Source organism: Halopseudomonas laoshanensis (assembly GCF_008365385.1).
GTDB classification, from domain to species: Bacteria; Pseudomonadota; Gammaproteobacteria; order Pseudomonadales; family Pseudomonadaceae; genus Halopseudomonas; species Halopseudomonas laoshanensis.
The window spans coordinates 309,318-330,948 of the sequence record NZ_QOVF01000003.1 but is presented as its reverse complement, the minus strand read 5'-3'; the positions used below and the strand labels follow the sequence as shown (position 1 = coordinate 330,948).

General features: G+C 61.6%; 21 protein-coding genes. 8 read left to right on the top strand and 13 right to left on the bottom strand.

The window, feature by feature from the left end; genetic code table 11:
• Positions 1 to 2 precede the first annotated feature (2 nt).
• The 4 genes from DT594_RS12335 to DT594_RS12320 are packed head-to-tail and all read right to left on the bottom strand — an operon-like array spanning position 3 to position 2,931.
• Positions 3 to 1,748, bottom strand: a complete 1,746-nt coding sequence (locus DT594_RS12335; protein WP_178091515.1) for a SulP family inorganic anion transporter — start codon at positions 1,746 to 1,748, stop codon at positions 3 to 5.
• Positions 1,748 to 2,167: a YeeE/YedE family protein gene (locus tag DT594_RS12330; RefSeq protein WP_149332937.1), complete on the bottom strand. Its 420-nt coding sequence runs from the start codon at positions 2,165 to 2,167 to the stop codon at positions 1,748 to 1,750. Before DT594_RS12330 ends, DT594_RS12335 begins: the two co-directional genes overlap by 1 nt.
• A gap of 3 nt (positions 2,168 to 2,170) precedes the next feature.
• Positions 2,171 to 2,605 (bottom strand): YeeE/YedE family protein, encoded by a 435-nt coding sequence (locus DT594_RS12325; RefSeq protein WP_149332936.1) that lies wholly within the window; start codon positions 2,603 to 2,605, stop codon positions 2,171 to 2,173.
• Positions 2,602 to 2,931, bottom strand: coding sequence for an ArsR/SmtB family transcription factor (locus tag DT594_RS12320; protein ID WP_149332935.1), 330 nt, complete (start codon positions 2,929 to 2,931; stop codon positions 2,602 to 2,604). The genes DT594_RS12325 and DT594_RS12320 overlap by 4 nt, the downstream gene beginning before the upstream one ends.
• Positions 2,932 to 3,025: 94 nt before the next feature.
• Between DT594_RS12320 and DT594_RS12315 the strand changes: the two genes are divergently transcribed.
• The 5 genes from DT594_RS12315 to fhuF all read left to right on the top strand — a co-directional run bounded on the left by DT594_RS12315 (position 3,026) and on the right by fhuF (position 7,370).
• Complete coding sequence (locus DT594_RS12315) at positions 3,026 to 3,490, top strand: OsmC family protein (RefSeq protein WP_149332934.1); 465 nt, start codon at positions 3,026 to 3,028, stop codon at positions 3,488 to 3,490.
• Positions 3,491 to 3,607: 117 nt separating this feature from the next.
• Positions 3,608 to 4,381 (top strand): SDR family NAD(P)-dependent oxidoreductase, encoded by a 774-nt coding sequence (locus DT594_RS12310; protein WP_149332933.1) that lies wholly within the window; start codon positions 3,608 to 3,610, stop codon positions 4,379 to 4,381.
• Between the two features lie 15 nt (positions 4,382 to 4,396).
• A complete protein-coding gene (locus tag DT594_RS12305) occupies positions 4,397 to 4,777 on the top strand; it encodes a response regulator (RefSeq protein ID WP_149332932.1) in 381 nt (126 codons plus the stop codon).
• A gap of 82 nt (positions 4,778 to 4,859) precedes the next feature.
• Entirely contained in the window at positions 4,860 to 6,512 is a 1,653-nt protein-coding gene (locus DT594_RS12300) for a multidrug ABC transporter permease/ATP-binding protein (RefSeq protein ID WP_149332931.1), read from the top strand.
• A 96-nt stretch (positions 6,513 to 6,608) separates the two neighbouring features.
• Positions 6,609 to 7,370, top strand: coding sequence for a siderophore-iron reductase FhuF (gene fhuF, locus DT594_RS12295; protein WP_149332930.1), 762 nt, complete (start codon positions 6,609 to 6,611; stop codon positions 7,368 to 7,370).
• Positions 7,371 to 7,374: 4 nt separating this feature from the next.
• Here fhuF and DT594_RS12290 read toward each other — a convergent pair whose 3' ends face one another.
• Together DT594_RS12290 and DT594_RS12285 are read right to left on the bottom strand one after the other, a co-directional pair.
• Complete coding sequence (locus tag DT594_RS12290; protein WP_149332929.1) at positions 7,375 to 8,412, bottom strand: NAD(P)H-dependent flavin oxidoreductase; 1,038 nt, start codon at positions 8,410 to 8,412, stop codon at positions 7,375 to 7,377.
• Between the two features lie 35 nt (positions 8,413 to 8,447).
• Positions 8,448 to 9,347: a LysR substrate-binding domain-containing protein gene (locus DT594_RS12285; RefSeq protein WP_149332928.1), complete on the bottom strand. Its 900-nt coding sequence runs from the start codon at positions 9,345 to 9,347 to the stop codon at positions 8,448 to 8,450.
• Between the two features lie 99 nt (positions 9,348 to 9,446).
• Here DT594_RS12285 and DT594_RS12280 point away from each other — a divergent pair, with 99 nt between their 5' ends.
• Complete coding sequence (locus DT594_RS12280) at positions 9,447 to 10,643, top strand: MFS transporter (RefSeq protein WP_149332927.1); 1,197 nt, start codon at positions 9,447 to 9,449, stop codon at positions 10,641 to 10,643.
• 35 nt (positions 10,644 to 10,678) lie between these two features.
• Positions 10,679 to 11,479 (top strand): 2,5-didehydrogluconate reductase DkgB, encoded by an 801-nt coding sequence (gene dkgB / locus DT594_RS12275; RefSeq protein ID WP_149332926.1) that lies wholly within the window; start codon positions 10,679 to 10,681, stop codon positions 11,477 to 11,479.
• Here dkgB and DT594_RS12270 read toward each other — a convergent pair.
• The 6 genes from DT594_RS12270 to DT594_RS12245 all read right to left on the bottom strand — a co-directional run bounded on the left by DT594_RS12270 (position 11,476) and on the right by DT594_RS12245 (position 19,607).
• Entirely contained in the window at positions 11,476 to 12,357 is an 882-nt protein-coding gene (locus tag DT594_RS12270) for a DMT family transporter (RefSeq protein WP_149332925.1), read from the bottom strand. The genes dkgB and DT594_RS12270 overlap by 4 nt on opposite strands.
• Before the next feature lie 401 nt (positions 12,358 to 12,758).
• A complete protein-coding gene (locus DT594_RS12265) occupies positions 12,759 to 13,769 on the bottom strand; it encodes a zinc-binding alcohol dehydrogenase family protein (RefSeq protein WP_149332924.1) in 1,011 nt (336 codons plus the stop codon).
• Between the two features lie 85 nt (positions 13,770 to 13,854).
• Positions 13,855 to 15,834, bottom strand: coding sequence for a Fe(3+)-hydroxamate ABC transporter permease FhuB (gene fhuB / locus DT594_RS12260; protein ID WP_149332923.1), 1,980 nt, complete (start codon positions 15,832 to 15,834; stop codon positions 13,855 to 13,857).
• Entirely contained in the window at positions 15,827 to 16,735 is a 909-nt protein-coding gene (gene fhuD / locus DT594_RS12255) for a Fe(3+)-hydroxamate ABC transporter substrate-binding protein FhuD (protein ID WP_246164628.1), read from the bottom strand. The genes fhuB and fhuD overlap by 8 nt, the downstream gene beginning before the upstream one ends.
• A gap of 24 nt (positions 16,736 to 16,759) precedes the next feature.
• Complete coding sequence (locus DT594_RS12250; protein ID WP_149332922.1) at positions 16,760 to 17,530, bottom strand: ATP-binding cassette domain-containing protein; 771 nt, start codon at positions 17,528 to 17,530, stop codon at positions 16,760 to 16,762.
• Positions 17,531 to 17,648: 118 nt separating this feature from the next.
• Positions 17,649 to 19,607 carry an acetoacetate--CoA ligase gene (locus DT594_RS12245; protein ID WP_149332921.1) on the bottom strand — a complete coding sequence of 653 codons (1,959 nt, stop codon included), beginning with the start codon at positions 19,605 to 19,607 and terminating at the stop codon, positions 17,649 to 17,651.
• 122 nt (positions 19,608 to 19,729) lie between these two features.
• Between DT594_RS12245 and DT594_RS12240 the strand changes: the two genes are divergently transcribed.
• Complete coding sequence (locus tag DT594_RS12240) at positions 19,730 to 20,680, top strand: adenosine deaminase (RefSeq protein ID WP_149332920.1); 951 nt, start codon at positions 19,730 to 19,732, stop codon at positions 20,678 to 20,680.
• Between the two features lie 8 nt (positions 20,681 to 20,688).
• On the opposite strand, the gene DT594_RS12235 is transcribed toward DT594_RS12240, so the two are convergent.
• The gene (locus DT594_RS12235) at positions 20,689 to 21,585 is read right to left on the bottom strand and encodes a LysR family transcriptional regulator (RefSeq protein ID WP_149332919.1); all 897 of its coding nucleotides are present in this window, start codon (positions 21,583 to 21,585) and stop codon (positions 20,689 to 20,691) included.
• Positions 21,586 to 21,631 lie beyond the last annotated feature (46 nt).

Below are 21,631 nucleotides of genomic sequence, written 5' to 3'. Positions count from 1 at the left end.
CCTCAAGCTTGCTCGGGCAGGGCGCCGGGGCGTTTCAGGCTACCTAAGGTATTAAAGGCGATATGCGTGCTGGGGAAGACTTCACGCACCTGCAGCTTGAGCCAGTCGGTACTGTCCAGCCGATCCATCAATGGGCCTTTCACCTCGGCCAGATGTACGTGCACATCCCGCTCCAGCAAACCCTCGGTCAACTCGCTCAACATATCCAGCCCGGTACCATCGATATGGTTGACCGCCGAGAGAATCAGCAGAACCTCGCGGGTATCCGGGTAGTCGCGCAGGGCCTTCTGAATTGAAAACTCAATGGCCTTGGTATTGGCGAAGAAAATGTTCTCATCAATGCGCAGTGCCAGCGTATGCGGCGCCGTTTCCACCAGGTGGCGCTTGGTGTTGCGGAAATACTGCGTGCCCGGCACCCGGCCGACCACGGCCACATGCGGGCGACTACCGCGCCACAACTGCGCGGCAATCGACAGACAGATACCCAGCACGATACCGCCCTCAATACCCAGCAACAGCACGCCCGCAGCGGTGCTGAACAGCGTCAGCCCTTCGGCACGGTCATAGCGCCAGGCGCGTCGCAAGCTGGCCACATCGATCAGCGGTGTGACCGCTACGAGGATGATAACTGCCAGCACCACCAGCGGAAGATGAGCGAAAATCGGCGCAATAGTTAACAAAATCAGCCCAATTATCACTGCCGCCACAATTCCCGCCAGCGGCGTATTGGCGCCTGCTTCGACATTCACTACAGATCGGGAAAAGCCGCCGCACACCGCAAAGCCGCCGGTCAGGCCCGAGCCCAAGTTCGCAGCGCCCAGCCCAAGCAGTTCCTGGTTCGCATCGATACTCTGGCGCTTGTGCCGGGCCAGTGATTGGGCGATAGAGACACTCTCGACAAAGCTGACCAGACTGATCAGTGCCGCCGGTAGCAACAGCGAGCGCAGATTACCCAGATCCGGCGTGACCCAATACAGCGACGGCAGGCCCAGCGGCAGACTGCCCACCACTGGCACCCCGCGCTCGGCCAACTGACCCAGCACCGTGACCGTCATGGCCAACCCGACCACCACAATCGGTGCCAGCCGCGCCAACAGCGTCGCCAGCTCCGGTTTGAAACCCAGCTTTTTCAAATGGCCGGAGAGCAGGCTGCGCGCATACAACAGGAGCAATAGACAGATCAGCCCGAAGCCCAGCACCACGCTGTTGATTATCTGCCAGTCATTGAGCAACTGCAGTGGATTAGCCGGCAGACGCGGCACGCCAAGCAGATGCGGCAATTGGCTGAGCACAATCAGAATCGCTGCCCCGCTGATAAAGCCGCTGATCACCGGATGGCTGAGAAAGTTGGCCAGAAAGCCCAGACGCAACAGACCGAAGACAAACAGCATGACGCCCGAGAGCAGCGCCAGCCAGATTGCCAGTTGCAGATATTGATCACTGCCAATCGCCGCCATCGGCGCCAGCAGGGTCGCCGTCATCAGGCCGGTAACCGCGACCGGGCCCACCGACAGATTCATACTGCTGCCGAATATCGCGTAGGCAATCAAGGGTAGCAGGCTGGCATACAAGCCGATCTGCACCGGCAGGCCGGCGAGCATCGCATAAGCCATGCTCTGCGGGATGATCATCACGCTGACCACTAAACCGGCGGTCAAATCACCACTTAACCACGCGCGGCGATAATGTCGGGCCCACGCAAGAATGCCAGTACCACCGGGGGGCTGCAGGCGACGATTTTCCAGCATCAGGCAGTGGTCCATCTATCAAAGAATTTGAACAACAGCATACCTGCAAGCATCGCCACAACGAAGAGCAACGCTTGTGGAACGCCAGCGCCCAGGGCAACCAATGCCGGGCCTGGGCAGAAACCAGCAACGCCCCAGCCCGCGCCAAAAATCAGTGCGCCAAGCACCAAACGTCGATCAAGCCGATGGGTATCGGGCAACTGCATGGGTTCGCCGCTGAGTGAGCGAGAGGCGCGCTGGGCCCACTGCATTGGCAGGAAGGCCGCAACGATTGCGCCGGCCATGACCAGTGCCAGCGACGGATCCCAGGCGCCGAAGAGATCGAGAAACCCGAGCACCTTGGCCGGGTTGGCCATGCCCGCAATAATCAGCCCGAGCCCGAACAGCAGGCCACTGGCGAACGCTATGAGTTTACGCATCGCTCAGCCTCCCCAGACATGGCGCAGTAAGAACACGCTGACAAAGCCCGCACCCATAAAGGCCAGCGTCGCCACAAACCCGCGCAGAGAAAGGCGGGCCAGGCCACAAACCCCGTGACCACTGGTGCAGCCCGACCCCAGCCGCGAGCCGAAACCCACCAGCAAACCGGCCACCACCAACGCCACAGGGCCGGCCTCGATCACCATCGTCGGACGACTATGCACAACCCAGTAAATCAGCGGCGCCAGCAGCAGACCAAGCACGAACAAAAAGCGTTCCGCATTGCCGGCCTGGCGCGGCGTCAGCAGCCCACCGAGCATGCCGCTAATACCGGCGATACGGCCGTTGAATACCACCAACAGGGCAGCAGCCAGACCAATCATGACCCCGCCGATCAACGCTGACCAGGGGGTAAAACTCACCCAATCGACCGTCATTTCTGGCTCTCCTCGGCGCAAAACAATTGATACAGCGTCTCGATAATCGCCAGGGCTTCCTCACTGGCGATACGGTAAAAAATCTGTTTGCCCTCACGCCGGGTTGTCACCATACCTTCGCGCCGCAGCACGCCCAGCTGCTGAGACAGGGTTGGCTGCACAATGCCAAGGGTGGCTTCCAGCTCGCCAACATTGCGCTCGCCCTCGGTCAGATGACAAAGCAGCATCAGCCGGTCGCGATTGCCCAGCGCCTTGAGCAGAGTCAAAGCCTTGTCGGCAGCTTGCTGCAGGCGCAGCAGATCAACGGTGTCAGTAGTGGGTTGCATGAATCACTCGATAACAATCTATTGACTTACAATATATATAAAAATAGATTGTATTCAAGCCGCAATTTTTCAAGTCACCAGTGAGGAGCCATTTATGAGTGACGACATTGTTAGCGTTAGTCTGGAGCAGGAAGAGGCTTATCGTTTCAAGGTTCAATTCGGCAGTGAAACACCAGCGATCCTGACCGACGAGCCCGCGCCACTCGGCACCGCAGCAGGACCCAGTCCGGTCGAGCTGCTTATCAGCGCAGTGGCAAGCTGCCTGACCGACAGCCTGATATTCGCCCTGAATAAATTCAAACAACCCAGCGACGGTATGCGCACAGAAGCGAGCGGCGGGCTTGGCCGCAATGCGGACAATCGCCTGCGGGTAGCCAAGGTCAACGTCACCCTCCATCTGGGTCATGCTCAGGGAGAGATTGAACGGCTGGAGCGGATCCTCGACCAGTTTGAACAGTTCTGCACCGTCTCCCAGAGTGTCGCCCAATGTCTGCCCGTGCATCTGACGGTCATCGACAGCGAGGGCGTACAGCTCAAGCAGAGCGTGCTGGGTGGCTGAATACGTGACTGCGGGTAACAGGCGTGATCGCGGCCTATCACCCGTTGCAATGGGCTGGTGCGCGCGGCGCGCTTGGTCGATACTGCCGCTCTGACGATTTTTACAAGGACCCTGACAATGACCGAACAACGCTTTGACCTGACCGGCAAAACCGCCCTGATTACCGGCGCTTCCAGCGGCCTGGGTGAACATTTTGCCCGCGTGCTGGCCGCCGCTGGCGCACGTGTGGTGGTGGCCGCACGCCGGGCTGACCGTCTGGCACGGCTGGTTCAGGACCTGCAGGATCAAGGCTTTGAGGCGCTGGCTGTGACCATGGATGTAACCGATGCCGATAGCATCGATGCCGGCTTCAGCGCAGCCGAAGCGCAATTCGGTAGCGTCGATGTATTGATCAACAATGCCGGGATCGGCGAGGGCGTGCCCTTTCTGAAGATGACCGAGGGCAACTGGCGCAGCATGCTCGATACCAACCTTGACGGTGCCTGGCGCGTGGCGCATCGCGCCGCTGTGGCCATGGCCAAATCCGGGCAGGGCGGCAGCATTGTCAATATCGCCTCGATTCTCGGCCTGCGCGTCGGTCAGGGTTTGAGCCATTACGCAGTGGCCAAGGCTGGAGTGGTGCAATTGACCAAGGCGATGGCCATTGAGCTGGCGCGCGACAAGATCCGCGTCAATGCCATCGCGCCCGGCTACTTCCGCACCGAAATGAACAACGATTATTTTGAGTCGGAAAAAGGCCAGGCCTATATCAAGGACAAGGTGCCGATGCGCCGCCTGGGTCAACTCGAGGAGCTTAGTGGCCCCTTACTGCTGCTGGCCAGCGAGGCTGGTTCATTCATGACCGGTACCATCATCAATGTTGATGGCGGGCACGTAAATAACGGTCTCTGACCAAGGCGCCGCCTAGTGACCGAGCTGGAAAGAATCCTGCACATCGACGACCAAAAGGGCATGCTTGAGATTGCGCGCATCGCCCTGGAGATCATCGGCGGATTCTCGCTCAGAAGCTGCAGTTCGGGTGCCGAGGGATTAGCGCAGCTTGACGCGTTCGAGCCGCAATTGATTCTGCTCGACGTGAGCATGCCGGGCATGGATGGCCCGGCCACCCTGGCGCGCCTGCGTCAGTTGCCCGCCTGGGCTGACACGCCGGTGGTATTTACGGCCACCCGGGCGCAGGAACAGGATGCCCAGCATCTGCCGGGGGTGGTGGGCATGCTCATCAAGCCATTTGACCCCATGACCCTGGCGGACCAGGTCAACGCCATCTGGCTGCAGGGCCAGACCTGAGCCGGCGAAACGCCGCCGTTCCCTTTACTTTCAATCTGGTTGTTTTAAGCTGCGCCCATTCTGCTGACCGGATTACCCCCTGATGAAATTGCTGTCCCTGTTATTTCGCGATAATCGCTTGCCGCTACTCGGCATCATGCTGCTGAGCGTCGGCAGCGCCCTGCTCAGCGTCGCGGTGATCGCTTACGTCAACAATCGCCTGATCGCCGGCACGGAAGACCTCGGCCAGGCGCTGCTCGGCTTTGCCGGGCTGCTCTGCGCGCTGCTGCTGTGTGCCACGGGCGCGCAGATCGGTTTGCACCGTCTGAGTCACGGCTTCGTTTACCGGATGCGTCGCTCGCTGGTCAAACGCGTGCTGGATACCGACATAGAGCGTATCGAGCAGATCGGTGGCGCGCGTATTCTGGCCAGCCTGTCGACCGATATCCGCAATATCACTGTGGCTTTTGTCGGCCTGCCGGAAATGCTCTACGGCATGGCGCTGACGTTGGCCGCCTTTGTTTACCTGGCATGGCTATCCGGTCCGCTGTTTATCACCACGTTACTCTGGCTGGGCCTGACCTTCGTCGTTGGCTGGCTGCTGGTCAGCCGCGTGCATCGGCATATCCAGCGCATGCGCGAAGCGGAAGATCGCCTGTACGGCAACTATCAGGACGTGATTGAAGGGCGCAAGGAACTGGCGCTCAATCGACACCGCGCCAACCGGTTGTACCAGGAAGAATTTGACGACAACGCACGCCTGTACCGTGACGAGATCATCCGCGCCGATACCTTCTACGGGCTGTCCGGCAACTGGGCGAATATCATGGTGCTGGGGCTCATCGGCCTGGTGTTTTTCCTCGCCGGCGGCCTGGGCTGGGCCGAGCCGGCAGTGGCCGCTACCTATGCGCTGACCATGTTGTTTCTGCGCACGCCGATGGTCGCGGCGGTGAATACCCTGCCGCATCTGATCACTGCTCAAGTGTCGCTGAACAAGCTGGAAACCCTGGCGCTGACGCCACATACCGAAGCCTTCCACGAAGTCGCGCCGTTGAAATCCGACTGGAAGGAGCTGCGGCTGCAATCGCTGGTGTACCGCTATCCGGCGGAAGAGGGCGAAGGCTTTGATGTTGGCCCGCTGGATTTGACCGTGCGCCGTGGCGAAGTGATCTTCGTGATTGGCGGAAACGGCAGTGGCAAGTCAACCATGGCCCGTCTCCTCACCGGCTTGTATCGCCCGCACAGCGGTCAGATCAGCCTGGACGACCGGCCCGTGGCCGAACAGGAACTCAGCGCCTACCGGCAAATGTTCGCCAGCGTCTTCAGTGACTTTCATTTGTTCAGCCGGCTGCTGGGCAAGGACGGCAACGAAGTGCCCGATGCTGAAGTGGACAGCTGGTTGAGCAAGCTGCACCTGCAGCACAAGGTCGGCATCGTCGATGGTCGCTTGAGCGACATCCAGTTATCCCAGGGCCAGCGCAAACGCCTGGCGCTGCTGCTGGGCCTGCTTGAGCAACGCGACATTCTGCTGCTCGACGAATGGGCCGCCGATCAGGATCCGCTGTTCCGCCGGCTGTTCTATCGCGAGCTGCTGCCGCAGTTCAAGGCGGCGGGCAAAACCGTGATCGCGATTACCCATGACGACCATTATTTCGACCAGGCCGACCGCGTATTGAAGATGGACAATGGCCGCCTGTTGGAGCTGATTGGCGAGCAACGCGCCAGCGCCAGCGCCGATGCGCTCTTGAATATATGAATGATAATGGTTTAGATTGACGCCCTTCGCAGGCGCCTGCCACATTCTCTGGCGCCGCATCCCTTAGCCGGCTACCAAGGCCGGCCTGGAGACGCCATGCAACCCGCCCTGACAGCGCTATTTCCAGACCCTCTCGTAGCGCTGGGTGACACTCTGGTGTTCAGCGACGATCCGCGACCCTCGCTGTCGATGCAGGAATACCTGGAGCCAGCGCACGTGGAGGCCTGCCTGATGCGCTTTGCGCCGCAATACAGGGATGCTGATCGTCGCGCGCTGGTCTCTATCTGGATCAAATACCATTTCCTGCGACTGATCCCACCGGTGATCATTGCCAGCCTGAATGCCAACTGGAAACTGCCCGTGCGCGCCCAGGATCTGCGCATCATCATGGGCGAAGATGGCCTGCCCGCCGCGTTCCAATTGCCCGATGCAGGTCGCGCGTGGCCGAACGAGCCCAGAAACGCCTTTGAACGCTTCGCCGATCTGCTCGATGGGCACCTGGACCCGTTGATTCGCGCCCTGAGCAGCCAGGTGAAACTCTCACCCAAGGTGCTCTGGAGCAGCGCCGGGCACTATCTGGAATGGATCCTCGGTGAGCTGGGTAAATACCCGGTACGCCAGAGCTTGATGGACCAGACCGGGGAGTTGATCAGCCAGCGTTGCCGCCCGGATAGTTTCCGCAATCCACTGCATGACAGCATCCGTTATGTCTCCCGCGGGGGCGAGGCGCAGTTGCAACGCGAACGGCTGAATTGCTGCATCCGCTACAAACTGCCGGGCAAGACGCTGTGCAGTACCTGCCCTCACACCTGCAAACCACCGCCGGGTTACGATCCGCAGCCAATCGACCCGGCTTGACGCGCTAGTGCGCGCCCATCAGCAAGTGGGTCAGCTCAGTGGCGGATATCGGCTTACAGCCACGTACATTCTGCCCGGCCCAGAGCGGTGAGAAATCGCCACTGCCGCGCTTTTCCGCCGCGCCGCGCAGGGGTGTGATGGCGGTGCCGGCCAAGGGAAACGCTGGCGCTAGCTCACTGATCGGACCCAACTCGCGTATCACCCGATTGACGATGCCGCGTGCCGGGCGCCCGGAAAACACATTGGTTAGCGCCGTGTGCAGCGCTGCTTCACTTTGCAACGCCTGACGATGTACGGCGCTGGTGTTGGCTTCGGGGCACAGCAGGTAGGCCGTGCCGACCTGCACCGCCACTGCGCCCAGTGCCTTGGCGGCGCGCACCCCGGCGGCGTCGGCTATGCCGCCAGCGGCGATAACCGGCAGCCTGACGGCCTCTACCAGCTGCGGCAGCAAGGCGAAGGTGCTGACCTGGGTGGTGACGTCTTCGGTCAGAAACATCCCGCGATGTCCGCCAGCTTCCAGACCTTGCGCAATCACCGCGTCCGCACCATGGGCCTCCAGCCACAGGGCTTCGCCTACCGTGGTGGCAGATGAAAGCACAGTGGTGCCCCAGCTTTTCAGTTCATCCAGCAGTTCGGGCTGCGGCAGGCCGAAATGAAAGCTGACTACCGGCGGCTTGCACTCGCGTAGCAGCTCGAGTGCCTGGGCGTCAAAGGGCCGGCGTCCGGCGCCGCTGGGGATGCTCTCGATATCCAACCCCAGTTCCTGGTAATAGGGCGCCAGCGCCTGACGCCAGGCCGCTTCGCGCTGGTCATCCGCTGTCGGCGGGGTATGGCAGAAAAAATTCACATTCCATGGCCCCGCGGCCTGCTCGTGCATGGTCTTGAGTTCCGCGGCCAGTGCCTCGGGCCCAAGCATGGCGGCGGGGATCGAGCCCAACCCGCCGGCACGGCAGACCGCCAGCGCCAGCGTGCTGTCCTGAACCCCGGCCATGGGTGCCTGGATGATGGGGAGCTGGCTGCCCAGCAATGGGTGTGCGCTCATGGGTTTCTCCTGATGAAAGCAGATAGAAGGTTAGCCTAACGGTTTGCGTCAGTGCTCATCCAGTCCTGAACATGATCAAGGAAACAGGTGATGCGGGCGGCCAGGGCCGTATTGCGGTAATACACCGCGTGGATTGGCTGCTGATGGCCATTGTCGTACTCGGCAAGCACCTCCACCAAACGGCCCTGCCGACGATCTGCCAGCGTCATGAAATCCGACAGGCAGGCAATGCCCTGACCGTCCAGCGCCAGTTGCCGCAGGGTCTCGCCGTTGGACGCCTTGATCGCTGGCTCAATCGCGAAGCGATCGCCTAACGCATGGCGCAGCGGCCAGAGGTTCAGACTCTCCGGCTCGGTAAATCCGAGCAAGCTATGGGCGGCAAGCTCCTCTACCTGCAGCGGGATGCCATGCGCCTTGAGATAGCCAGGACTGGCAAGAATCCGCAGTCGGCTATGACCCAGCGAGCGCGCATGCAGCGTGGAGTCGCGCAATGTGCCGACACGAATAGCCACATCGGTACGCTGTTCCAGCAGGTCGATATACAGCTCGTCGCTGTCCAGCTCCAGATCGATGTCCGGATAGCGCGCGCGAAAACTCTCGAGCAACGGCACGATGATGTGCAGCATCACCGGCGTGGAAGCGTTAACGCGCAAACGCCCAGCCGGGCGCTGGCGACGCAGGGCGATCTGCTCCTCCGCCGCTTCCACCGCATCCAGAATCTGCCGCGCATCGGCGAGAAAGGCCACGCCTTCTTCAGTCAATTCCAGGCGCCGGGTAGTGCGCCGCAACAGCGTGGTGCCGAGTTTGTCCTCCAGCCGACTGAGCGCCCGGCTGATGCCGGAGGCGGTCTGCTGTACCTGCTCTGCCGCCGCGCTGATCGAGCCACTGTCCACCACCCGGACAAAGGCCTGCAACTCATCAAGTGTCGTTTTCATTCATGCATTTTAGTCAAAAATGAAATGCCCGCTACCCCCTTATTCGGCAAAGGTAAGGCGGGCACACTGCGCACCTGATCCACTCATTGAGAGATTGCCATGCCCATTGCCCTTCTGGCGCTGACCCTCAGCGCCTTCGCCATAGGAACCACCGAGTTCGTCATCGTTGGCCTGATCCCGACCATCGCCCTGGACCTGGGCGTCAGTGTGCCCTCGGCCGGCCTGCTGGTTAGCCTGTACGCACTCGGTGTGGCCATCGGTGCGCCCTTGCTGACCGCGTTGACCGGCCGGGTGCCGCGCAAGCTGTTGCTGCTGTCGCTGATGGTGATTATCACCCTGGGCAATCTGCTCGCCTGGCAGGCGCCCGGTTATGAATCACTGATTCTTGCGCGCTTGGTCACCGGCCTGGCCCATGGCGTGTTCTTCTCGATCGGCTCAACCATCGCTACCAGCCTGGTGCCCCGCGAGAAGGCCGCCAGCGCGATTGCCATCATGTTCACCGGCCTGACCGTGGCGCTGGTTACCGGCGTGCCGCTGGGCACCTTCATTGGTCAGCAGTTTGGCTGGCGCGAAACCTTTCTCGCCGTCTCTGCGTTGGGCGTGATCGCCTTTATCGGCAGCCTGCTGTTTGTTCTCAGGAGCATCCAGCACAACCCTCCCGCATCGCTGTTGCAACAACTCAGCGTGCTGCGCCAGCCACGCCTGCTGCTGGTCTACGCGATGACCGCAGTCGGTTACGGTGGATCCTTTATCGCCTTCACCTATCTGGCGCCGATCCTTCAGGAAATAAGTGGTTTCACTGCGGGAACTGTCAGCCTGGTGCTGTTGGTCTATGGTGTGTCGGTGGCCTTCGGCAATATTCTCGGCGGTCGGCTGGCTGACCGTTTGGGGCCGATCAAAGCGCTAGTGATGATTTTCCTCGGTCTGGCGGCGGTACTAATGGCGCTGACCTTTACCGCCAGTACGCCCTGGTTGGCACTGCTGACGGTGCTGCTCTGGGGCGCAGTCGCCTTTGGCAACGTGCCGGGCCTGCAGGTGTATGTAGTGCAGCAGGCCGAACGCTATGCGCCGCAGGCGGTGGACGTGGCATCCGGGCTGAATATCGCCGCCTTCAATCTGGGCATCGCCGGGGGCGCCTGGTTCGGCGGCTTGATTGTCGCTGGCCCGGGCCTGATACATACCACCTGGATAGGCGCACTGGTGGTACTCGGCGCCGTCGGCCTGACGCTCTGGAGCGGTCGACTGGATCGCGCCCCCACAGATTATTCCTCAGCGGCCTCTGCGGCTGAGTACTGATACGTTACTACTGACCATTATTTCGGAGACACAGAATGACGATTCCACCATTGGGTTTTGGTACTTTTCGCCTCAAGGGACAGGAAGTGATCGATGCGGTCACCATTGCCTTGGAGCTGGGTTACCGGCACATCGATACCGCGCAGATCTATGACAATGAAAAGGAAGTCGGCGAAGCCATCGCCGCCAGCGGTATCCCGCGCGATGAGCTGTTTATCACCACCAAGATCTGGATTGCCAACCTCAAGCCGGAGAAGCTGATTCCGAGCTTGCAGGAAAGCCTGCAAAAACTGGGTTTGAAGCAGGTCGATCTAACCTTGATTCACTGGCCATCGCCGGAGGACAAGGTGCCGATGGAAGAGTATCTGCCAATGCTGCTGGAAGCGCGCGAACAGGGCCTGACCCGCGCCATTGGCGTATCCAACTTCACCATCGAGCATCTGACCCAGGCGATTGATCTGGTTGGCGCCGAGAATATCGCCACCAACCAAGTCGAAATCCACCCCTTCCTGCATTACCGCAAGCTGGCCGGATTCGCCCGTGAGCAGGGCATTCAACTGACTGCCTATATGCCGCTGGCAGTAGGCAAGGTAATGCAGGATCCAGTGCTGCAGGCGATTGCCACCGCGCACCAGGTGACCCCAGCGCAAGTGGCCCTGGCCTGGTTACTGCAATCCGGTTACGTGGTGATTCCATCCTCGACCAAGCGCGCCAATCAACAGACCAACCTGGACGCAGCGAAGATTCAGCTCAGCCAGGAAGACGTGGCGGCCATCGCCGCGCTGGAACGCGGCGAGCGTATCGCCAATCCGGACTTCGCGCCGGCCTGGGACTAATCGGCCACCGGACGCCCGCTGGCAGCGGGCGTCCGGAACACCAACGCCAAACCAGCCAGAATCGCCAGCATGCCTAGCAAACTCAGCGGCGCCATGCGGTTACCCAGAAACAGATAATCCAGCCCTGCGGTCACACCCGGTACCAGGTAGAACAGACTGGTGACATTGACCAGATTGCCCGCTTGAATCAGCCGGTAGAGCAACAGCGTCGCCAGCACCGAAATCACCACGCCCATATAGATCAGCGGCACGATAAAGCCCACCGTCAGCTCATACTCGAATGGCTGAAAGGGTACAAACAGCAGGCACATCAACAGGCCGATCAGGTATTGCAGCGGCAGCACATCCATCGGTGCCTGCTGCAGGCCTTTCTGGAATATCGAGCCGAACGTGATACACGCCAGCGCGGCCAGAGTCAGGCTGATGCCCAGTAGCGAGAAGCGCGCGGCCAGCAGGCTTTCCAGCACTACCAGCGTTAACCCACCCAGCGCCAGCAGCAATCCAGCAATACGCATCCAGGACACTCGGCGCTCTACCAGCAGCAACGTCAGGATCGGTTGCACGCCCAACACCGTCGCCAGTACGCCCGGGGTAATGCCCTGGTCCAGCGACAGCAGGTAGAAGATGGTGTACCCGCCCGTCAGCAGAATACCAACCATCACTACCCGCCGCCGCGAACCCAAGGCGGGCAACCAGCGTCGCCGGTAACTTGCCAACAAGCCCAGTACCACGCAGGCCATAACGAAACGCAGAAATAGAAAAGCAAAGGCGGAGGCATGCTGCAGCCCCCAGGAAGAGAAGATCGCACCACTGCTCCACAGCATTACGAAGAGTGCGGTAGGGCCGAGAGCGACCCAGGTCGATTTGTTCAATAGCATGCTTATCACCTGTCAAAACACCGCGCTTCCCATGCCGACAGCCGCCCATTCACCGGCGACTACCTGGCCAGCAAGTCAGCCAGCCTTCAGGGGAAACGCAAAAAAGAGGGAGTGTGTTTTCAGATCACGCGCCGTGGCGGCGAAAGATCTGCAGCACCGATCAACGGCGGTGGCGCTGCGACAGGAGGCGCCGCCATGCAACAGGCGACGTCAAAGCTCTGCACCGGCACCGATGTCAGCCCACGAGCGGCTGCGCCCGAAAGGGCGATGACAGAGGCGACTGAGTGCGGTGCAAAGCTCATGATTCATGTTCCAGAGAAAAGAGGGAGCATCCCGAGGGATGAGCTAACCCTAGCAGCGGATAACAGAAGCGGCAAGCGCGAGGCGCCTGCCGCAACAGGTTAAAAACCTTCGAGTACCAGCTTGCCCCGGGCCTTGTGGCTTTCCAGCAATCGGTGCGCCTTGAGCAGATTGGCCGCATTGATAGTGCCGAAGTGCTCACCCAGGGTGGTTTTCAAGGTGCCCTTGTCTACCAGTTCTGCAACCCGGTTCAGCAGTCGGCTCTGTTCGATCATGTCCGGGGTCTGATGCAGGCTGCGGGCAAACATGAACTCCCAGTGCAGCGAAAGGCACTTGGGTTTGAGCTTGAGAACGTCCAGGCTGTCGAAATCATCGATCAGGCCCAGCTTGCCCTGCGGCGCCAGACATTCGATATATTGCTCATAATGCTCGGCGGTGTGGGTCAGCGAGGCAACCAGTTCAACCTGCTCTATGCCTATGGCCTGCAACTGCGCCAGCATGGGCTGATTGTGGTCAATCACATGCTGCGCGCCCAAGTCACTGATCCACTGCACACTTTCTGGCCGCGAGGCCGTCGCCACCACTGTCAGTTCGGTTAACTGACGCGCCAGCTGCACCAGGATTGAACCCACCCCACCGGCAGCGCCGATCACCAATAGAGTCTGGCCGGCGCCGCCGCCTTCGGTGACGCCCAGGCGATCAAACAGCAGCTCCCAGGCGGTGATGGCGGTCAGCGGCAGAGCAGCCGCCTGCGCATCACTCAGGCTGGCGGGCGCACGGCCGACAATGCGCTCGTCGACCAGATGGTATTCGGCATTGCAGCCGGGCCGATTAACCGCCCCGGCATAGTAAACCCGGTCACCTGCCTTGAACGCGCTGACCTCAGCGCCGGTAGCCTCAACGGTACCGACCGCATCCCAACCCAGCACATCATAGGCACCGGTCAGTGGCGCGCGGTTGCGGCGGATCTTCGCGTCTACCGGATTGACCGAGACGGCAGCGACCTTGACCAGCAGATCACGCGGACCCGGTTCGGGGCGGGGCAATTCGATGTCCACTAGCGCGTCTTCGCGATCAAGATCACCGGCTTGTTGATATCCAACAGCTTTCATATTCTGGCTCCCAGGCGGATTGATATGCCGCCCATTGTGGACCCATGAACGGGGCCAGGGAAGTCGACATAAGTGGCAGCCTGTTTCAGCGCGGGCGCCGGCTCAGGCCCCAGATCAGATAGGCGCCGCCGATCAGCGCCGCCAGCAGACCCGCCGGCAACTGCGTGGGGAACAGCAGATTGCGACCCAGCCAATCCGCAGCCACCATGACGCCAGCACCGAGCAGACCGGCCGCCAGTAGCTGCGTGCGCGCCTGATTGAAACCGAGCAGCCGCGCCAGGTGGGGCGCCATCAGCCCGATAAAGCTCAGCGGGCCCACCAGCAACGTGGCCGCCGCGGTCAGCAGCGCCGCCAGCAGCATGATGCTCAGGCGTGCCCGTGCCAGCGGCACGCCCAGGCTGCGCGGCGTGTCTTCACCCAGCGGCAGCAAGGTCAGCCAGCGGCCCAGCGGCAGGCAAAACAGCAACAACACAGCAGCAATAACCAACGCCATGATGCTGGTTGGCAGCTGCACATGGTAGGTCGAACCGGCCAGCCAGCCGAGCAGGCTCTGCCCACGCGGATCGTTCATCGACAGCACCAGCATCTGCACCGCATCGAACAGTGAGCTGATGGCAATACCCACCAGCAGCAGCCGTTCCGGCGAGAAACTCTGGCGCCGGGCAAAACCCATTATGATCAGCAAGGTCACCAGCGCACCCAGGCAGCCGAGCACCAGTCGCGCCGCCAGCGGTGCGCCCGGCCAGAGAAAGACCATAGCCATCAGGGCCATGGCTGCGCCAGCGCTGATACCCATGATCTCCGGGCTGGCCAAGGGGTTACCGGTCAGGCGTTGCAGCAGCGTGCCGGCCAGCGCCAGCATCAGGCCTGCGCCCGCCGCCGCCAGTACCCGCGGTGTGCGCCATTGCACCACCTGCGGATCCAGTATCCACTGCCAGCCCTCGGCGCCACGGCCGAACCACAGCGCCAGCGCGATCAGCGCAAGCAACAGGCCGCCGATCCACAGCAGCTTGAGCGGGCGGGCCGGGGCCGACAGCACCATCGCCGAGTTCAACTGCGGGCGACCGCCGCCCAGGCGCATGCGCGGCAGCAGCCACAGCAGCAGCGGCGCGCCGAGCAGCGCGGTAACGGCGCCGGTGGGCAGCATGTCATCCAGCTGGCCACTGAGTTGCTGAATTCCCAGGTCCGCTAGCCAAAGTAGCGCGGCGCCCAGCAAAGGCGTCCAGATCAAGCGCTGGCGCAGCGTTCTGGCGCCCATCAGCCGGCAGATAGCTGGCGCCGCCAGACCGATAAAGCCGATCAGACCGACGACGCTGACCACACAGGCGGTGAGGAAAACCGCCAGCGCCAGCCCACCCAGGCGCACAAGATCGAGCGACACACCCAGGCTGCGCGCGCCGGTTTCTTCCAGCTCCAACAGGCTTAAAGGGCGTATCAACCAGACCACCAGCACAGCGACCAACAGCAAGCGCGGGAGCAGAAACAGCACGCTGTCCCAGCTGTTCTGACTCAGCGACCCGGCGCTCCAGATAAACAGCGAGGTCAGCCCCTGTGGCTGCAGCATCATCAGCATCACATTCAGCGCGCCGAGATACAGGCTCAGCACCATGCCGGCCAGGATCAGACTCAGCGGCGACATGCCCCGGCGCTTTGCCAGGGCATAAACCAGCAACATGCTCAGCCCGCCACCGACCAGTGCGACCCACTCTCTGATCACCAACAGTCCGGGTGCATACAAGGTAGCCAGCGCCAACGCCAACTGGGCGCCGTTGGCCACGCCCAGCGTGGTTGGCGAGGCCAGCGGGTTGCGCAGCACTTGCTGCATCAGCAAGCCGGCCAGACCCAGGGCCGCGCCGCAGAGCAGGGCGACGAACAGCCGAGGCAACCAGCTGTAGTGCATCAGCAACTGGTCCAGATTATCCCGATCCGGCATCCAGAGCGCCTGCCACCACTGCGCTGGCGCCAGCTCCTGGCGCAGATCCAGTAACGCCAGCAGCAAGCCTAGCGCCAGCAATGCCAACACGCCTCTGCTGACTGAAAAGCGCCCCACCACGGCTTCACTCATCAAGCAGCGCCTCTTCCAGCAAACGGGCAAAACGCTGGGCTGACAGCAAACCGCCGTACTGCCAGGTCGGCGCAAACGCATGAACCCGGCCAGCACGTACGAAAGGCATCGCCTGCCAGAGTACGGAACGCTGCAGCGCGCGCTCTGCATCCAGCGGCATCGGCAGTAATTTGATCAGGGTCGCGTCAGGCTGGGTGGCTAGCTGTTCGATGCCGACCTGGGCATAGCCCCAATAGTTGTCGGTACCGGCCCAGGCGTTGGTCAGCCCTAGGCGCTTGAGAACCGCGGAAAAAAGGCTGCTGCCGCCGGATACCCGGACATGTCGATCATCGATAAAACTGACCAGCAGCAACGGCGGCTGCGGCTGGTCTTCCAGGCGCTGACGCAATGTGGCCTGCTGCGCGTCCAGCTCGGCAATCAGCGCTTCGGCCTCGGCCTGGTGACCGGTCAGCGCGGCCAGTTCGCGGGTGACGTTCACCGCGTTGTCATAGGGATCCGACTCGGGGCGATAGATCGACAGGCTTTTTACCGGGGCGATCTGCTCCAGCTTGCCGCGCAGGCCTTCGAACTGCGGGGTGATCAGAATCAGCGCCGGGTCGAGCTGCGCGAGCAATTCCAGGTTAGGTTCGGTGCGCAGGCCCAGGTCATGCACCGCATCAGGCATCACGGGTTCGCTGACCCAGCGCCGGTAGTTATCCAGATCCGCCACTGCCAGCGGGGTGACACCGATGCCCAGCAGGGTTTCGGCCAGACCCCAGTCAATCACCGCAATGCGCTCGGCGGCCGAAGATTCGGCGGCCGGCGCTCCGGCGGCCAGCGTTCCGGAGGCGGGCGCGGCCATCAGTCCCGACGCTGCTAACGTCAGACAGAAAGCCAGCAGCAAGCTACGCAGAGGGGTCATTTCAGCATATCCATACCGGCGGCTTCAGGCCTGGACCACCGCAAAGGGTACGGGTTGATGGGGATGCGCCATGACCGTCATGGGTACACCATAGATACTCTCCAGGTGCAGATCGGTCATCAGCTCGGTCGGGCTACCCTGCATCAGCAGGCGGCCGGAGTGCAGGGCAATCAGGTGATCGCAGTAACGCGCGGCCATATTGATATCGTGCAGTACCACGATGACGCCCAGCCCCAGTTCCTCGCTCAGATCACGCACCAGGGCCAGAACTTCTACCTGATGAGCAATATCCAGTGCCGAGGTCGGTTCGTCGAGCAACAGATAGCGGGTTTCCTGGGCCAGCAACATGGCCAACCAGACCCGCTGGCGCTCGCCACCGGAGAGACTGTCGACCATCCGCCCGGCAAAACCGCCGACGTCGGTCAGGTGCATCGCCCGTTCAACCTGCTGGCGATCGGTCTTGCCGAAGCGCCCAAGCAGCCCGTGCCAGGGGTAACGCCCGAAGCCAACCAGTTCGCGCACGCTGAGGTTTTCCGCGGCCGGCAACTGCTGCGGCAGGTAAGCCACCTGGCGGGCAAAATCACGGTCGGCCCAGGCGGCCATTGGCCGGCCATCAAGCATCAAGCGGCCAGCGGTGGGTGGCTGTTGGCGGGCGAGCAATTTGATCAGAGTCGATTTGCCCGAGCCGTTGTGACCGATCAGCCCGGTCATGCAGCCTTCATCCAGAGTCAGATCAAGCGGCTGGAGCAGGGTGCGCTGGGGCACGGAGAAGGTCACGCCTTCCAGTTGAAACATGCAGGCTCCGGACAGCAGGAGAGGAGTGGGATGAGTGCGGAATGTAAACTAAATCACAACCATTATCAATCCAACAGCCCGGCTCCAGCGGCTTGGGCCTGCGGCAAGAGGTCACGGATTAATGCCAGATCTCGGCATGCTCGGCGATCTGATCCAGTGCTTCAGGATTGGCCAATGCTTCCCGGTTGGTGACCGGCTCGCGTCGCAGCAACTTGGCCACCGCCAGCTCAACTTTTTTGCCGCTGCGCGTGTAGGGCACCTGCTCAATCTGGACGATCCGTGCCGGTACATGCCGGGGGCTGGCATGCTCGCGGATGCGCTGGCGGATGCGTTGGCGCAGCGCGTCATCGAGCTGTTGTTGTGGATTCATCACCACCAGCAGCAGCACGCGCACATCCCCTTCCCAATCCTGGCCGACCACCAGGCTGTCGGCGATCTCATCCAGGGTCTCCACCTGGCGGTAAATTTCCGCCGTGCCGATACGCACGCCGCCAGGGTTCAAGGTTGCATCGCTGCGGCCATGGATGATGCAGCCACCTTCGGCGTCGAACTCGATATAGTCGCCATGCGCCCATACCCCCGGAAACCGCTCGAAGTAAGCCGCGCGATAGCGGCTGCCGTCTTCATCATTCCAGAACCCCAGCGGCATGCAGGGTGCCGGCTGCAGGCAGACCAGCTCACCGCGCTCACCCACGAGCGCTGCTCCCTGTTCATCGAAGGCCTGCACATCCATGCCGAGCATGCGGCATTGAATTACCCCACGGCGCACCGGCAACAGCGGTGCAGCGCCGACAAAACAGGAGACGATGTCGGTGCCGCCGGAAATTGACGCCAGCAGCAGATCGGCCTTGACCGCCTGATAGACCCAGTCGTAATCCTCTGGCAGCAATGGCGATCCGGTGGAGAACAGCACGCGCATGGGCTTTAGATCAAATTGCTGGCCTGGTTGCAGATGGGCGTTCCGGCAACCGCCGAGAAACTTGGCGCTGGTACCGAAATGCGTGACGCGGTAATCCTCGGCCAATTGCCAGAGCGCGTCCAGATCAGGATGGCCGGGATTGCCATCGAACAGCACCAATTCGGCGCCGGTAACCAGTCCCGAGGCCAGCCAGTTCCACATCATCCAGCCACAGGTAGTGAAGTAGAACAGCACATCATCCGGCCCCAGATCACCGTGCAGCATCAGCTCCTTGCTGTGTTGTAACAGCGTGCCGCCAGCGCCGTGCACGATGCACTTGGGCACTCCGGTGGTGCCCGAGGAGTAGAGTATATACAGCGGATGATCGAAGGGCAGCGCGGCGAATTGCAGTTCGGCAGCGGCGTGCTGTTGCTGTACCGCAGACCAGTCGATCACCCCTTCTGGAAACGCCAGATCCGGCACATTGGCGATCATCAGCAACTGCTCAACCGAAGGCAGCTGGGAGCGCAACTCCAACGCCTGTTGCCGACGGTCGAATACCTTGCCGCCATAGCCATAACCGTTCACGCAGATCAGCACGCGAGGCTCGATCTGGCTGAAGCGGTCAAGAATGCCGCTGGTGCCGAAATCCGGTGAAGCGGAGGACCAGACCGCGCCGAGGCTGGCACAGGCCAACATACCGACGATCGCCTCGGGGATATTCGCCACCACGGCGGCAACACGATCGCCGGGTACCACGCCGCTCTCGCTTAACCAGGCCGCCAGGGCCGCCACCTGATTCAAAAGGTCGGCACGGCTGAGGGTGAAATCGGGCCGCGTCTCCGAGCGCGCATGCAAGGCTGGCGCTTGTGCGTCACCTTGCAACGCATAACGCAACAGATTCTCGGCGAAGTTCAAGCGCGCTTCGGGGAACCAGCGCGCACCGGGCAAGGCATGACTTTCCAGCACCTTGCCCGCAGGCGTGGCAGCGATCACGCCGGTATAGTCCCAGATGCTCTGCCAAAACGCCTCGATGTCCGCTATCGACCAGGCATGCAGCGTTTGATAATCCGTTCCGGGCGAGGCGCCTTGCGCCTGCAGCCAATCGCGGTAGCGCGCCATGCGGCTATGGGACAGCGCATGCTGATCAGGGCTATGCATTACGACAGGCAGGCTCATGCGGATTCTCCGGCAACATTCTTTGGGCTTAATCCTAGCATGAGCCTGATTCGCCACTGAGGACAGGGCCGCCGCAATTCAGTACATTGCCCTGAACGTCCCGAGATTGAATGAGGTTCCCCATGTACGACTGGCTCAACCGGCTGCCCAAGGCCGAACTGCATATGCATCTGGAAGGCTCGCTGGAGCCGGAACTGCTGTTCACCCTCGCCCGGCGTAACGCCATCGACCTGCCCTGGGCGGGCGTCGAGCAATTGCGTGACGCTTACGCGTTCAACAACCTGCAGGAGTTTCTCGACCTCTACTATCAGGGCGCTGACGTACTGCGTACCGAGCAGGACTTCTATGATCTGACCTGGGCCTATCTGCTCAAATGCCAGGCGCAGAATGTGGTGCATACCGAGCCTTTCTACGATCCGCAGACCCACACCGAGCGTGGCATACCCTTCGAAGTGGCGTTGAATGGCATCAGCCAGGCATTGCAGGACGGGCGCAAACAACTCGGCATCAGCAGCGGCCTGATCCTGAGTTTCCTCCGGCATTTACCCGAGGAAGAGGCGCTGAAAACGCTCAAGCAGGCGATGCCCTACCGCGATACGTTTTTTGCCGTGGGTCTGGATAGCTCGGAGATGGGCCACCCGCCAAGCAAGTTCCAGCGTGTGTTCGAGCAGGCTCGGGGGGAGGGCTTCGCGGCCGTGGCACATGCCGGAGAAGAAGGCCCGCCGGAATACATCTGGGAGGCACTGGACCTGCTCAAGGTTAGCCGCATCGACCACGGCGTGCGGGCGACGGAAGACCCGAAGCTGATTGATCGGCTGATCGAGGAGCAGATACCGCTGACCGTGTGCCCGCTGTCCAACACCAAACTGTGCGTCTTTGATGATATGGCCGAGCATCCGATTCTTGAGCTGCTGGAGCGTGGCGTCAAAGTCACGGTCAATTCCGATGACCCCGCCTACTTCGGCGGCTATGTGACGGAGAACTTCATGGCGCTGCACGACAGCCTGGGCATGACCCGCGAGCAGGCTCAGCGTCTGGCGCAGAACAGCCTGGATGCGCGAATGGCGCCCTAGCTGCCAGCTCAGCCAGCGTCAGTCTGGAGATTGACCCGCAACCACTCAGCAAGGCGCGCTGATTGGGTTTGCGACGCGCGAGCACTGGTCCAGAGTGTCAGGCAATTGGAGGTGCCGACAAAGCCCCAAGGCGCCAACAAGCGCCCAGCGGCGATGTCGTCAGCGACCAGTTGCTGCGGCGCGATCGCAACGCCCAGGCCGGCTAGCGCTGCTTCCAGCAGATAATACAGGTGCTCGAAGCCCTGGCCCTGATGCAGCTCGGCGGGATCGAGTCCGCAAGCCTGGGCCCAGTCTGGCCAGGCCTGCTCACGCGAGTGCGTGTGCAGCAATGCCTCGGTGAAGAGTTTGTCGGCAGGCTGATCCAACAGCGCCGCCGCGCCCGCATAGCGCGGGCTGAATACCGGGCCAATCCGCTCCTTGGCCAGCTCGTACACCTGCATATCCGCTGGCCACGGTGGTTCGGCGAAGAGCAGCGTGGCACTGACGCCAGGCTTGCGCGGATCCATCTCGCCTTCGCTGGCAGACAGATGCAGATTCAGACCCGGCAGTTCGCTATTCAACCGGTCCAGACGGGGAATAAACCAGCGCGCCAGCAGACTGCCGGGGCAGGCCAGCAAAAAGGGCGCGTGCGCTTGCGCCTGACGAATCTCTGCACAGGCGCTGCGCAGCCCATCGAAGGCCTCGCGGCTGGCATCGCGCAGCCGTCTCCCCGCCGGCGTCAGTTGCACGCCTCGGCCGACTTTTTCAAACAGGCTAACGCCTAGCTCTTCTTCCAATGTGCGAATCTGACGGCTGACCGCACCATGCGTTACATTCAATTGTTCTGCAGCCTGGCTCACGCTTTCCAGCTGCGCTGCCGCCTCGAAAGCCCTTAAAGCGTTGAGAGAGGGGAGATCACGACTCATATTTATATGTCACTTTTTCTCACAGGTTCATGCCATCTTATCGGTT